Below are 12,673 nucleotides of genomic sequence, written 5' to 3' on the forward strand. Positions count from 1 at the left end.
CCTGTTCTCATCAGCCAGGCCGGGGCTCGGCTCGGTCTTTGCCGCTGCCGCGGACGCAGGCGGGTCTCGTCCTTCCCAGCTACAGTCCGGCGGGAGTGGTCATGTGCCGTGTCGGGATAGAACGGCGGCTTCTGCCTCCTCGGGCGTCCAGCCCGGTCAGTTCAGCAGGGCAGCCGTGAACGTGTTGCGGTGGTCCACCAGCCACGTCTGCATGCGGTCCCACCGTTCCCATCCACCACGCTCGGCCAGCGCTTGAAGATAGACGGGGTCACCGTCCGCCACCCGGCGAGTGACAAAGGCGCGGCAAACCTCGGTGGCCTGCTCGATGACGCCGGGCAACTCCGCGCGGTCCCCTGCCGAGAGGCCATAGCTGTCGGCAAGGATCCGCAGCCGTGCGGGCGCATCCAGCCCAGAGGGGTAGTAAGCAGCTGCCGACCCGGGATCGAGCATGGGCACCCAGTAGCGTGCGGCCATGGCGATGTCCCAAAGGGGTCGGCCCGGGGCCGCCAAGTCGAAGTCGATCAGGGCAACGGCACGACCGTCACGGAAGACGACGTTCTCCGGGCACACGTCGTTGTGGCACAGCATCGTTCCCCCCTCCGGGTCAGCCAGGTCCGAGGACCACTCGGCTCGGGTGTCGACCGCCACGGCCGCGCTGGTCTCATGCAAGCGCCGCAGCAGGCTCCCCACCGATGCGAGAGCGGCCTTCGTCATCGCCCAGTCCGGGAACGGCGGCAGAGCCACATCGCCTGGGATGAAGGAAAGCTGCTCACGGCCATCCGCAGGGAGACCGACAGGGGCCGGCGCCGCGTCGAAGCCGTGGTCCTTCAGCGCGAGGAGATAGGCATGAAGGGCGCGCGCGTTGCGTGGCGCCGGGCGCTCAACGAGCGCACCCTGGCGGAAGACCGCCCCCGCGTTCGCCATCCCGCCGACCAGCGCATCACCCTCAGCCCTCATGACGATCACGGTATCGCCGGAACGACCCCCTGCGGGCCGATCCGAGAACCCGGTGCGACGCGGTCCCCCTTCTCACTGCCCAAGTGGTCCCCCTCAGCCCCTGTCGGAAACAGGCGGAGGCAGTGGTGCGGAACGCACGATGCGAAATCCCACGTCGTCGATCCGGAAGGTCGGGTGGCTGCGCCGCCGCACCGACGCCCGGCAGCTCCAGTGCTCGTCGGCCCATCCACCGCCACGGAGCACCCGGTAGGCCCCGTACACCTCGGCGTCGTAGACGTCCCAGCACCAGTCCCACACATTGCCCAGCATGTCGTACAGGCCCCATGCGTTGGGCTGCTTGCCGCCGACGGAGTGGATCCGCCCAGCGGAATTCCCTTGGTACCAGGCGACATCGTCGAGGCGGCCGTATCGCGGGCCCGTAGTGCCCGCACGGCAGGCGTGCTCCCATTCGGCCTCGGTCGGCAAGCGGTACCCGTCCGCGGAGGTGTCCCACTCGGCCGTCTCGGCGTCAACGCGCAGGTGATAGGCGGGCGTCAGCCCCTCATGCCGGGACAAGGCGTTACAGAACTCGACCGCGTCCCACCATGAAACGCCCTCAACCGGCAGCCGCTCACCCTGGGCGGTACTCGGCCGTCGGCCCGTGACGCGCGCGTACCAGGACTGCGTGACCGGGAACGCCGACATGTCAAACGGCGCGACCTCGACCGGCCAACTGCTCTGCGTCCGCCGGTCCGACAGCGTCACCCGTCCCGACGGGACCGCAACCATCTCGTTTCCTGCCCCCGCGTCCACAACAGGCCACCCTACCGGCACCTGCCCCCCGGCGACGCTGTGGCCGGAACCGGCATCAGGATCGAGGGCGGCGATCGCGGCTCAGATGTGCAGGAGTACGGCCGGCAGCCGCCGCGTTGTCGCCTCGGTGTCCGCGGCCTGTCCGGGGCTGCGGGTCAGCACGTGGTGAGTCGTACCGACGAGCGCCAGTGCTCTGACCGGGAACGTTCGCCGGGGTGTGGCAGGCAGTGCAGGGTTCACGGAAATCCGTTTCGAGCGTTGCCCTGGTGCCTCTACGGTGGCGTGGTGATGACTCAGGTGATCGTTGTCAACGGTGGTTCCAGCTCGGGGAAATCCGGAATCGTTCGGTGTCTTCAGGCAGTCCTGCCGGATCCGTGGCTGGCGCTCGGGACAGACACGCTGGTTGAGGCGATGCCGGCGTCCATGCAGGCGTCGGACGGCGGGATCGAGTTCGCTCCGGACGGAGAGGTGATCGTCGGTCCTGAGTTCCGAACGCTGGAAGCGGCATGGATCGCAGGGGTCGCCGCGATGGCCCGTGCAGGCGCCCGGGTCATCGTCGACGAGGTCTTCCTCGGCGGGGCGTCCTCACAGCAGCGATGGCAGAAAGCCTTGGGTGAACTGCAGGTGCTGTGGGTCGGCGTCAGGTGTGACGCGACGGTGGCCGCAGGCCGTGAAGTCGCACGAGGCGATCGGACCATCGGGATGGCTGCTTCCCAGGCGGAAGTGGTCCACCAGGGCGTGGCCTATGACCTGGAGGTGGACACCACACACGCAGAGGCGATGGAGTGCGCACGGACCATCGCCGGGCATGTCAAGTGATCGACAGCCAGGCTGTCCGCCGCTGTGAGGCCCGGGGCGAGTCGGGCGGCGGCGGTGAGGGGGCGTCCGCCCCACTGGATGCCCTTCTCGCTGCGGATGCGGGCGCGTTCCTTGCGCTGGGCGGCGAGCACGTCGGGGTCCCGCCCACCGAGGGTCCGGACAAGCCGGGCCGATCTCGTTGAACCGGTGGATCACCTCCCGCACCGTGTCCTCGTCGGCCTGCACAGCTGGGCGATCACCGGCACACGGCTTCCGTGGCGGACGCCAGCAGCATCATCGCCCGCCGGTAGCGCACCGAGCTGGTACGGCCCCGACGCACGATCGGCCCTTGCTGGTCGGCCAGTCGGCGCACTCGCACAGGCTCGGCCACCACACCTCCAGCGATCGGTACGATCAAGCCCAGCAAGAGGCGTCGCGAGTCGCCGTTCAGCACCGTGTGCGCATCAGGTGACGGTGCTCAGCGACGGCTGGGCCCGCCGGTCAGTCGACGCCTTCGACGATGCGGAAGTCGCGCTCGACGCCGTCGGGGAGGGCCGCCAGCGCCTTCTGGTACGCCTCGCTGTCGTATGCCGCGACGGCCTGTTCAAGGCTGTCGAACTCGATCAGAACGGCGCGTTGCGTGATCCCGGCCTCGCGGGCGACGACCCGACCGCCACGGGACAGTAGACGCCCACCCCCAGCCTGGACAGCCAGACGAGCCAGCTTGTCGTAGGCAGTCAGAATCTCGGGGTCGGAAATGGCGGGGTAGACGCTGACCCAGTAGCCCTTAGCCATGGAAACCTCCTGTGTTCGGCCGTTCACGTCCGACTTCGAATTGACACTCGGATCCATCGATCCCGGCGACGGGTACCGCGCTCAGTGGAGTCGCCATATGCGCAGGCTAGGGCTTGATATGCGCTCGAGGGAAAGACCGGTACGGGATAGACTCAGAACGGATCGTTATTAATCGGCAGGGAGGGCGCGTGGCGCCGGATACGGTGAGCCTGCGGTACTTCCTGGTGCTGGCGCAGGAGTTGAACTTCACCCGCGCGGCCGCACGGATCGGTATCGCACAGCCCGCACTCAGCGCGCGGATACGCCGATTGGAGGCGGAACTCGGTACGGCCCTGCTGGTCCGCAACACGCGCAGCGTCGTATTGACCACGGCCGGTGCGGCTTTGGCGGAGTCCGCGCCGCCCGCGCTGGCGGCGCTGGACCGGGCATGGGACACCGCCCGGAGCGCGGCGGCCGGTGAACTGGGCACGCTGCGCATCGGATACAGCCTCAGCACCGGGGCCGAGACGACACCGGCCCTGGTGGACAGGCTGATGCGCGGCAACAGCGGACTGGAGGTCGGCGCGGTCCCGATGGCGACACCGGAGATCTCCCCCGCGGTCGCCGACGGCCGCATCGATGCCGGGATCACCCGCGGTGAACAGCCGGGCCGTGACGTGCGCCGGTTCCTGCTGCGGCGTGCACGCATCGGGGTCCAGATGGCCCAGCACCATCCGCTCGCCGAACACACCGAGATCGAGATCGCCGACGCGGCCGCGTATCCGCTGCGCCTCCCGGACCGTGCCGCCAACCCCGTGATCCACGATCAGCTGTCCGCATTGTTCCGAGACACCCGACCACACCCCCGATTCCACACGTCCGCCGTCTCTTTCGACATGTCCCAGCGCGACCTGCGCGACGGGGTCACCCTCGCCCCGGCCGGAGAAGCCGCAGCCACGGCACAACCGGCCGGTCTCACCTGGCGTCCGCTGCGGGGCGCGCCCAGCCTGACGATCCACCTGGTCCTCCCCCGCGAGCAGTCGCCGCTGCACCGCCGCATCCGTGCCGTCGCCAAAACCCTGGCGCACGAGCTGCACTGGCTGCCGGACTGACGCGCAAGAGGTCAAGCGAGACGGACGGCCGCGGTGGAGAGGCCGACGACCCTGCGCCCGGCGGACTTCACGGTGATGACGACGGCGGCGCACGCACACAGCTCCCGCCGCCACTCAACCACGAGCAACCGCCGTCGGCTTGAAGCATCGGTGCGCCAATGTCCATGAGACCGGAGAACCAGGGGACTGTGCTTGCTGCCTCCGGCCGATATCGTGTCGTGCCAGCGATGATCAGCGAATTGGAAACGGCCATGGCCAAGGCGTCGTCTCCGGCATGGACGCAACGTGTCCGTGCCGGGCGTGACCTTGCTTCCTACGTTGATGTTCCTGAGGCTGCGAAAGCTCTGGTGGAGCTGCTGCTGGACGTCGAGGACACGGCAGTCACCCGACGCACGGCAGAGGCCCTCGCACGGGTGGGGACGGCAGCCGCGGTAAGACTCATCGCTCTCGCCGTTGCCGAAGCTGACGACAACCATGCTGACTGGCTCCAGACCGGGGTACAGGATGCGCTCGTGGGACCGGAGGATGTGCCGGACGTCGCAGCGGCCTGCGGGAAGCTCGCCGGGGTGTCGCAGCCATCTCGGTGTGGACAGAAGGCACAAGGTGTTGATCGCGAGCGGTGACCAGCAGCACGGGGGCGGCTCTGACCGCCTCCTCCGCCATGGAAGTCAGGGCTCGGGGAAGAAAGTGCTCCTCCGGCAGGGCTTCGCTCCGGGCCTCCAGAACGCGGCACTGTTCTCCGGAGACAGAAGTACAGCCACGGTCCTTGCAATCACCCAGCTCGGCTTGATGTCTTCTCCTGGTGACCACAACCTCGCCGAGCCTGGATCCGCCGCCCTGGCCGCACTGCGCCGTCGAGGTGAGCCCGGGCGATCCCGTGGGTTGTCGTGGCCTCATCGTCGGCCCCTACGACGCCTGCCTGGCCCACCTGCCGGAAGCCTCCCGCGCAACGTACCTGGCCGGCCTGGCCCCCGACACCGAGATCAATCACTCCGGCACCACCTTCACCGGTGATCTGCTGCGTCGGCTGCTCCACGCACTCCGGGACCCGGGCAGCGGGCACCTACTGGTCCGCCACGCCCGTTTCGAAGCCGCGACGTTCTCCGAAGCGGCCGACTTCGGCGGAGTGGACTTCGTAGACGTCTGCTTCGACGGAGCGGTGTTCTGCGGCGATGCTGTCTTCCGCGGGGCGACGTTCGCCGGGATCGCCGAATTCAGGAGGGCGACGTTCACCGGGAGCGCCGGGTTCAGCAGGACGGCGTTCTCCCTTGCGGCGGACTTCGGTGGGGCGGAGTTCGCGCTTGACGCCCGCTTCGACAACGCCAGGTTTGCCGACGCCGCGTTCGTCGGAGCAGCCTTCTGCGGTGACGCCTGGTTCGGTACGGCAGCCTTCCTTCATGACGCCCATTTCGACCGTGCCACATTCGCCGAAGCCGACTTCCGCGGTGCGGTGTTCTCCGGAAACGCGGGATTCAGCAGGGTGGCGTTCTCCGGCAGGGCTCTCTTCGAGGGGGCGGTGTTCTCCGGCGGTACGAGTATGCGCGGGGCGGTGTTCTCCGGTGATGCCGGTTTCGGTGGAGCCCGGTTCGTCGGTGACGCCCGATTCGGCGCGGCGCAGTTCTCCCGTAGCGCCGATTTCCATGATGTGGCATTCGCCCGTGACGCCTGGTTCGGTGCGGTCGAGTTCGCCGGCGGCGCCCGGTTCGGCTCGGCGACCTTCGCCGGAAGCGCCCGCTTCGACGCTACGACGTTCTCCGGTGAGGCCGCCTTCCAGAAGACGGCGTTCTCCGGTGGCGCCCGCTTCATCCGGGCGGTGTTCTCCGACAACGCCGACTTCAGCGAGGCGGTGTTCTCCAGGGAGGCGGTCTTCCGCGGGGCGGCCTTCTCCGGCAGTGCCGCCTTCGGCGGGGCGACGTTCTCCACCGGCGCCGTCTTCAGCGGCGTGGCCTTCGAGACCGTGTCCCAACTGGGCCCCATGGCCTGCGAGGAAGAGCTGGATCTTTCTGGCGCCCGCTTCGGCAGCCCGGTGACCATCGAGGCGGCAGCCGCCTTCTTCACGTGCATAAGGACCCGCTGGGACTCCACGGCCACGCTCCGTCTGCGCTACGCGGCAGTGGATCTCACGAACGCCGTCATCGAGTACCCGCTGAGCGTGAGCACCTGCCCGTCTGCCTTCGGTGACGACCGGCGAGCCGTCGACGAGTCCGGTCTGGCCGGCCTGGACCCGGTTGCCCGGATCACTTCGTTGAGCGGGGTGGACGCGGCGCACGTGGCGCTGACCGACGTGGACTTGTCCGGCTGCCGGCTCACTGGCACCTTCCACCTGGACCAGCTCCGCCTCGAAGGCCGCTGCACCTTCGCGGCGGCGCCCACCGGCCTGCACCGGCACGGCGCCCTCCCGACCCGCTGGACACAGCGTCGTACGCTCGCCGAAGAACACCACTGGCGCGCCGCCACCGGCTCGACCGGCTGGACACCCGCGCCGTGTGGGACGTCCCCCCAGCCGCCTGCCGCTCTCGCCCCCGTATACCGCCAGCTGCGCAAGTCCTTCGAGGACGCCAAGAACGAACCTGACGCAGCAGACTTCTACTACGGTGAGATGGAGATGCGCCGGCACGACGGCGACCGGCCTCCCTCCGAGCGTGCGCTGCTCACTCTGTACTGGGCCCTGTCCGGCTATGGTTTGCGCGCTTCCCGAGCCCTTGTCTGGCTCCTGGGAGCCATGGCCGCGACCGTCCTGATCATGGTCCTGTGGGGCATCCCCAAGGATGACCCGCAGGCCGTGACAACCGGGCACCTGACCGGACAGCACATCTCACTCACCACGGACGACGCCACTCCCGTGAACCCTTCCGGTCCGCTGCGATCCCGACTGACGTCCGAGCGCTGGGAGAAGTCGCTGAGGATCGTGGTGAACTCGGTCGTCTTCCGGTCCTCCGGCCAGAACCTCACGACGACCGGCACCTACACCGAGATGGCTTCTCGCCTGACGGAGCCCGCGCTGTTGGGCCTTGCGGTGCTTGCCGTTCGCGGACGAGTCAAGCGGTAGCGAGGGTCGGCGGAGGCTCGAGACGGTGTCCGGGGCAGGTGCGGTGGCCGGGCGGCAGGGGGACCATGGCTCACGCCAGGGTGACGCGCATGCCACCCTCGGCCAGGAGATCGAGGACCACGCCGAACAGGTCGTAGGGCCGGCCATCCGGTGACAGGGCCTGGGACACGTACTCGCGTGCGATCGACGCGTACCGCCAGAGCAGAGTTGCCGGGGCGGCGTAGCCGAAGGTGCCACGCAGGCAGTCGTCGAGGGCGGCGAGGCAGCCGCCGAAGTAGCCGCCCGGCCCGTTCACCGCCTCGCCGAGCGCAAGGTAGAGGCCCGGTTCGTCGGTGACATACCGACCATCGAGTTCGTAGGCATGACCGGCCGGCCGGTCACGGTGACCGCGCGGGTGGGACCGTTCTCGTACGAGATCGTGCCAGGCCCAGCGGCGCCGGGTGTCCAGGGCCGCCCAGGCAGCGACCGTGTCCGGCGGCCCGGCGAGCCACCGCTCCCAGATGGGCCGGGCGTGCTCGGGAACGGGCGTGAGGAGCTCTCCATCAAGCTCCAGGTCGATCAGATCCTTACCGTAGGAGGATGGGCGCCAGGCGCTGACTCTGGCCCAGAGCAGGCGTTCGGTGAGCAGCTCGCCCTGGTCGTCCTGTATCTCCAGGGCGGCCTGCTCCAGGTCCAGCGCCCGTCGAGTGCCTTTCGTCAGTGCCGCCCTCAGCTGATCACCAGGGGCGAGGCCCCGCAGGACGAGCGGGTGTGCGCCCTGCTGACGCGGCAGGACACGGGCGAATTCCCGGCAGGAGCCCAGCCAACGCCGGCCATCGTGTACGCGAACTCCGCCCCTGTGCCCCTCGGGCGGGCCTTCACAGTCGTCCAGGCCGGTGAGCACAAGACTGCCTGTCCCCCGGAGCTGCCCCGAGCTCTCCGCATCTTCGAGCAGCCACGGATCGAGGGCCTCGTCGTCCGGCACCAGCCACACTCGGTTGCCGACCCAACCGTGCACGTGCGCGCGTGGAACCCAGCCGAACAGCTCGTAGATCCCGCGTGGGGGTTCTCCGAACAGCCCTTCCACCTCTGCGCAGACGCCCCAGGCATGACCGTGCTCCGTGTCGGCCAGCGTGTACCGCATTCGCCCGCGATGGTCCTTGTCCTCGTGCACGGAGGGAATCATGCCGGAGGCTGTTCCCACGGCGAACCCATATGGCTCGCCGCCCTGGCCGTCGACCACAGCCACTTCCGCACCCCGCCGTCTGTCGAGGACATCAAGGAAGGCCGCGTCCGGACCGTCCTGTCCGGGCGCTCCCTCATCGCCTTGCTGATCGAGCTGTGCAACACCCGCTCCACCGCCGCCCCGCTGGAAGTGGACTGGTCCCCGGCCATGACCACCTACAACCGCATCGCGACCGAACTCACCGACGCCACGCGGGACAAGGCGAGACCATCCGCATCACCCTGGACGACGGTCTCCCCCACGAGGCCGGAGACCGACCGGCACGCACGCGACAAGCGGACGAGGGCCCCGATCGATCCTGGCGGCTGTCGCGATTCCCTGATCACGGGGGCTGGAGAGGACCAGTCGAGGACCGCTGGGGTGAACCGGCCCTCCGCGACGCGCTCGACGCGCGGCTCGTCGCCCGACAGCAGCGCCGCGGCCGCACCGCCGAGTGGTGCGACGACGGGCGGGTCCCGCTCCGGCGGGGGCTCGAATACCGCCGCGACGACCACACCGTGCCCGGCTTCACAGCGCCGGCCCCGGTTCAACGCTGGGCTGGGACGGCGCGCCGCCCGGGAGGGTGGGGCGCCATCGAGGTAGAGCCCGCTGGTGCCGGCCGGCCTTGACTTCTTCCTCCACCCGGGCCGGGCAGAGGCGAGTGGCTGCCCGGCATTCGTCCAGCACCGATCCGCAGACCGGCCGCCGAGCAACACGACGCCGCCGGCGAGCTCGCACAGCGCAGGTCGCCCTTGAGCCAGGCGTGGTCGGATTCGACCGGGGCGCAGCATTGCGCCCCGGCACCGCGGCCGCAGCGCGGAAGCATCTCGCCGACTCATACGGCCGCGGCCCGCGCATGAGGTCGACGAGCCATCCAACGGCTCCGCAGATCCAGCCGAGGCCTGGTTGCCGTCCGCGCCCCGCAGCAGGGTCTGACCCACCGGCCAGGCATGATGCGCCCTGCGGACGCGGGAAGAGAGCGCCACGGCCGACCCGCCGACGTCCGCTTCGAGTTGAGGAGCCCTGGCGTGCGGCACGATGACCGTGAACGCGTCGACGGAGATTCGGCCGCAGATGTCGAGAACGGGGTGGCGCCTCCGTCCCAGGAACATGGCGGCCACGAGCGGCCGCACGACAGCAGAGGACGACGATCATGGACCCCAAGCAGATCGCACGGGAACTTGCCGACGCCCACGAGTTGTTGGACCAGGCCTCGATGGCGCGGCTGGCATACAACGGACTCGACGGGCGGCCCCGTGTCATTCCGATCGGGATCTTCTGGACCGGTGACGAAATCGTCATGTCCACCGCGGCCACGTCGCCCAAGGTGAAAGCGCTGACCGCCCGCCCGGAGGTGGCCCTGACCATCGACGCCGGCGACAGCCCCGGCTCGGCCAGGACACTGTCGGTGCGGGGCATCGTGCACCTGACCATCGTCGACGGGGTGGTTCCGGAGTACCTCGCCGCCGCACGGAAGAACTTCGACGTCGAGTACGCGGCCGAGTTCGAGCGGAACTGCCGGGCCATGTACGACAAGATGGCTCGCATCGCGGTCGAGCCGCAGTGGGCGCGGTACTACGACTTCGGCGCCGGCCGGGTGCCGCAGTTCCTCGCGGAACTCGCCAAGAAGCTGGGCTGACCGCGACGCCCGGTCATCGTGCGGAGGCCCGGCTCAACGCCTCAACCGCATCCACTCCCCCACCCGGACGGACCCGGGCTCACCGGTCATCCGGGGAATTCGCGTCGGATGGGGGGCCCGGGAACTCTTGGCCGCCGGCACCTCGTGACCGTCGGCTACGACACTGAGGTCGGCCCGGGCTCGCCGTACCGCCAGATGCCGACCGGTCGCCTGGAAGCCGCCGACCGCCGAGACCTGAGACCTGTGTCCCCAACCCCGTCCGGGCCTGTCCGACGGATCATGGGCAGAAGCCAGGAAAGTATGTGCAGGTCACCGGGCGATATTCTGGGTGCGCTCCGTGGATGACTATGACAGTCTCCGTGCATGTCGATCGTTGACGTGTCCCCTGAGGTGTCTATCGCGTACGAGAGTTTCGGCGACCCTGGAGACCCGCCAGTCCTGCTGGTGATGGGTTTCGGCGCGCAGATGCTCGCCTGGCACGAGGACTTTTGCCGAGCACTGGCAGACCGCGGCCGTTGCGTGATCCGGTACGACAACCGGGACTGCGGGCTGTCCACCAAGTTCGACGATCATCCTGTGGACATGGGCAAGTTCATCGCCTCCGTCAGCTCGGGAGACATTCCCGCCGCCCTCGCCATGGTTCCCTATCGGCTTCTCGACATGTCGGGTGACGGCCTCGGCCTGCTCACCGCGCTCGGTATCGAACGCGCCCACGTGGTCGGTGCCTCGATGGGAGGGATGATCGCCCAGGTGATGGCCCTCTCCTGCCCGGAGCGGGTGCTGACCTTGACGTCGATGATGTCCTCGACCGGCGAGAGCGAATACGGCCAGTCCAGCCCGGAGGCCCAGGCGGTGCTGTTCAGTCCCAAGCCCGCGGACCGCGAGGGATACGTTGGGGCGGCGGAGCGGGAACTGGTGTGGGCCTCCAAGCGATACGGCGACGCCTCGGTGCTGCGTGAGTTGGCCGCCGCGAGCTACGACCGCGCCTACTACCCCGAGGGGATCGGGCGGCAGCTCGGCGCGATGATCCTCAGCGGTTCACGTGCGGATGCACTGCGTGAGCTGCGGGTGCCGACGCTGGTGATCCACGGCCTGGACGACACGCTGATCGACCCCAGCGGCGGGAAACGCACCGCGGAGCTGGTGCCCGGCGCCGAACTCCTACTGGTCCCCGACATGGGCCACGATCGCCCGCGTGCACTCTGGCCCGAGCTCATCGATGCCGTGGTGACCCATACCGGTGGAGCAAGCATGTCCAGAGCAACATTGAGGGGAGATGCGGCTGCTCCGGTACTGGTGCCGGCCTCGAGTACGCCAGGTCTGTCCCAGGTCATGGGCGCAGCCAGAGTCGAATCGAAGCGATGATGGTGCCGTGGAAGATGTAGGCACGCTTGTCGTACCTCGTGGCCACGGCCCTGCAGTTCTTGAGCGCATTGATCGTTCGCTCGACTTCGTTCCTCCTTTTGTAGATCGTCTTGTCGAAGCCCGCAGGCCGGCCGCCCCTGCTGCCGCGGCTCTGGCGGTTGGCCCGCTGGTTCTTCGGTTCGGGGATCGTGTGCTTGATCTGGCGTCGTCGCAGGTATCGGCGATTGCGGCGCGAGGAGTACGCCTTGTCGCCGCCGAGATTGTCCGGTCGGGTGCGCGGACGTCCGCCGCCGAGACGGGCGACTCGGACACGTTCCATGATGGGGATGAACTGTGGGGCGTCGCCCCACTGGCCTGGCGTGATCAGCAGGGCCAGCGGGCGGCGTCCGCCTTCCCCAACGAGGTGGATCTTGCAGGTGAGGCCGCCCCGAGAGCGTCCGAGCCCCTCGTCGGAGCGGTGCTGCCGGGGCGTTGATCCTTTCCCGGCACCCGCGGGCGTCGCTTGCGGGCGCCGGCAGCGTGCTGGTGAGCCCGGCAGGAGGTGGAGTCCACGCTCACCATCGACCAGTCGATACGGCCCTCCGAGTCGGCGTCAGTCAGGACAGCGGCGAAGAGCCTGTCCCACGTGCCGTCCGCCGACCAGCGTCCATGCCTCTCATACACGGTCTTCCACTTGCCGAAACGCGCAGGCAGATCCCGCCAGGGCACCCCGGTGCGATTCCGGTACAAGATCCCGTTGATGACCCTCCGATGGCTCACCCAACGACCGCCCCGCTTAGCGGACTTCGGCAGATGCGGCTTCAGCCGGGCCCATTCCTCGTTCGACAGATCTCCCCGCCCCACGGACACGCCAACGAGCCAGGCCCGCGACGGTCACATGATCCGTTGGACAGGCCCTAGTGACCTGAGTCAGAGATTCGTCGTTGGTCGGGCATGAGTCGTCCGGGTCCGAAGATTCCGCCGTTGTCGGTCACTGACGCCCA

General features: G+C 68.8%; 11 protein-coding genes and 1 pseudogene. 6 read left to right on the top strand and 6 right to left on the bottom strand.

The annotated features are described in order from the left end of the window. Positions 1 to 156 precede the first annotated feature (156 nt). Together ACFVIU_RS33925 and ACFVIU_RS33930 are read right to left on the bottom strand one after the other, a co-directional pair. Positions 157 to 957, bottom strand: coding sequence for a phosphotransferase (locus ACFVIU_RS33925; RefSeq protein ID WP_385847294.1), 801 nt, complete (start codon positions 955 to 957; stop codon positions 157 to 159). A 93-nt stretch (positions 958 to 1,050) separates the two neighbouring features. Beyond that, positions 1,051 to 1,725 carry a formylglycine-generating enzyme family protein gene (locus ACFVIU_RS33930; protein WP_385847296.1) on the bottom strand — a complete coding sequence of 225 codons (675 nt, stop codon included), beginning with the start codon at positions 1,723 to 1,725 and terminating at the stop codon, positions 1,051 to 1,053. A 312-nt stretch (positions 1,726 to 2,037) separates the two neighbouring features. Between ACFVIU_RS33930 and cpt the strand changes: the two genes are divergently transcribed. Beyond that, positions 2,038 to 2,568 carry a chloramphenicol phosphotransferase CPT gene (gene cpt / locus ACFVIU_RS33935; protein WP_385847297.1) on the top strand — a complete coding sequence of 177 codons (531 nt, stop codon included), beginning with the start codon at positions 2,038 to 2,040 and terminating at the stop codon, positions 2,566 to 2,568. A gap of 132 nt (positions 2,569 to 2,700) precedes the next feature. Here cpt and ACFVIU_RS33940 read toward each other — a convergent pair. Both ACFVIU_RS33940 and ACFVIU_RS33945 read right to left on the bottom strand, forming a co-directional pair. After that, a pseudogene (locus ACFVIU_RS33940) lies at positions 2,701 to 2,938 on the bottom strand (helix-turn-helix domain-containing protein); the annotation flags it as partial. Between the two features lie 110 nt (positions 2,939 to 3,048). Beyond that, complete coding sequence (locus ACFVIU_RS33945; protein ID WP_385847299.1) at positions 3,049 to 3,342, bottom strand: DUF1330 domain-containing protein; 294 nt, start codon at positions 3,340 to 3,342, stop codon at positions 3,049 to 3,051. A gap of 188 nt (positions 3,343 to 3,530) precedes the next feature. Between ACFVIU_RS33945 and ACFVIU_RS33950 the strand changes: the two genes are divergently transcribed. The 3 genes from ACFVIU_RS33950 to ACFVIU_RS33960 all read left to right on the top strand — a co-directional run bounded on the left by ACFVIU_RS33950 (position 3,531) and on the right by ACFVIU_RS33960 (position 7,482). Next, a complete protein-coding gene (locus tag ACFVIU_RS33950) occupies positions 3,531 to 4,433 on the top strand; it encodes a LysR family transcriptional regulator (RefSeq protein ID WP_385847300.1) in 903 nt (300 codons plus the stop codon). A 227-nt stretch (positions 4,434 to 4,660) separates the two neighbouring features. Beyond that, positions 4,661 to 5,056 carry a hypothetical protein gene (locus ACFVIU_RS33955; protein ID WP_385847301.1) on the top strand — a complete coding sequence of 132 codons (396 nt, stop codon included), beginning with the start codon at positions 4,661 to 4,663 and terminating at the stop codon, positions 5,054 to 5,056. A gap of 179 nt (positions 5,057 to 5,235) precedes the next feature. Beyond that, the gene (locus ACFVIU_RS33960; RefSeq protein ID WP_385847303.1) at positions 5,236 to 7,482 is read left to right on the top strand and encodes a pentapeptide repeat-containing protein; all 2,247 of its coding nucleotides are present in this window, start codon (positions 5,236 to 5,238) and stop codon (positions 7,480 to 7,482) included. 70 nt (positions 7,483 to 7,552) lie between these two features. Here the strand turns inward: ACFVIU_RS33960 and ACFVIU_RS33965 are convergent, their stop codons facing one another. Beyond that, positions 7,553 to 8,647: a hypothetical protein gene (locus ACFVIU_RS33965; RefSeq protein ID WP_385847309.1), complete on the bottom strand. Its 1,095-nt coding sequence runs from the start codon at positions 8,645 to 8,647 to the stop codon at positions 7,553 to 7,555. 1,192 nt (positions 8,648 to 9,839) lie between these two features. Between ACFVIU_RS33965 and ACFVIU_RS33970 the strand changes: the two genes are divergently transcribed. Both ACFVIU_RS33970 and ACFVIU_RS33975 read left to right on the top strand, forming a co-directional pair. Next, positions 9,840 to 10,325 (top strand): pyridoxamine 5'-phosphate oxidase family protein, encoded by a 486-nt coding sequence (locus ACFVIU_RS33970; RefSeq protein ID WP_385847305.1) that lies wholly within the window; start codon positions 9,840 to 9,842, stop codon positions 10,323 to 10,325. Between the two features lie 363 nt (positions 10,326 to 10,688). Then, positions 10,689 to 11,690, top strand: coding sequence for an alpha/beta fold hydrolase (locus ACFVIU_RS33975; RefSeq protein WP_385847306.1), 1,002 nt, complete (start codon positions 10,689 to 10,691; stop codon positions 11,688 to 11,690). On the opposite strand, the gene ACFVIU_RS33980 is transcribed toward ACFVIU_RS33975, so the two are convergent. Beyond that, a protein-coding gene (locus ACFVIU_RS33980) for an IS5 family transposase (RefSeq protein WP_385847311.1) occupies positions 11,656 to 12,533 on the bottom strand; the annotation gives its coding sequence in 2 pieces (ribosomal slippage) (positions 11,656 to 12,167 and positions 12,167 to 12,533; 879 coding nt in all). The genes ACFVIU_RS33975 and ACFVIU_RS33980 overlap by 35 nt on opposite strands. Between the last annotated feature and the right edge of the window lie 140 nt (positions 12,534 to 12,673).

It is taken from the genome of Streptomyces sp. NPDC127190 (assembly GCF_042672505.1).
In the GTDB taxonomy this organism is placed as follows: Bacteria; Actinomycetota; Actinomycetes; order Streptomycetales; family Streptomycetaceae; genus Streptomyces.

Coding starts and splice junctions, on each gene's coding strand:
- ACFVIU_RS33925 (WP_385847294.1), bottom strand. CDS start 957: ATGAGGGCTGAGGGTGATGCGCTGGTCGGCGGGATGGCGAACGCGGGG.
- ACFVIU_RS33975 (WP_385847306.1), top strand. CDS start 10,689: ATGTCGATCGTTGACGTGTCCCCTGAGGTGTCTATCGCGTACGAGAGT.
- ACFVIU_RS33930 (WP_385847296.1), bottom strand. CDS start 1,725: ATGGTTGCGGTCCCGTCGGGACGGGTGACGCTGTCGGACCGGCGGACG.
- ACFVIU_RS33955 (WP_385847301.1), top strand. CDS start 4,661: ATGATCAGCGAATTGGAAACGGCCATGGCCAAGGCGTCGTCTCCGGCA.
- ACFVIU_RS33970 (WP_385847305.1), top strand. CDS start 9,840: ATGGACCCCAAGCAGATCGCACGGGAACTTGCCGACGCCCACGAGTTG.
- ACFVIU_RS33945 (WP_385847299.1), bottom strand. CDS start 3,342: ATGGCTAAGGGCTACTGGGTCAGCGTCTACCCCGCCATTTCCGACCCC.
- ACFVIU_RS33965 (WP_385847309.1), bottom strand. CDS start 8,647: ATGATTCCCTCCGTGCACGAGGACAAGGACCATCGCGGGCGAATGCGG.
- cpt (WP_385847297.1), top strand. CDS start 2,038: ATGACTCAGGTGATCGTTGTCAACGGTGGTTCCAGCTCGGGGAAATCC.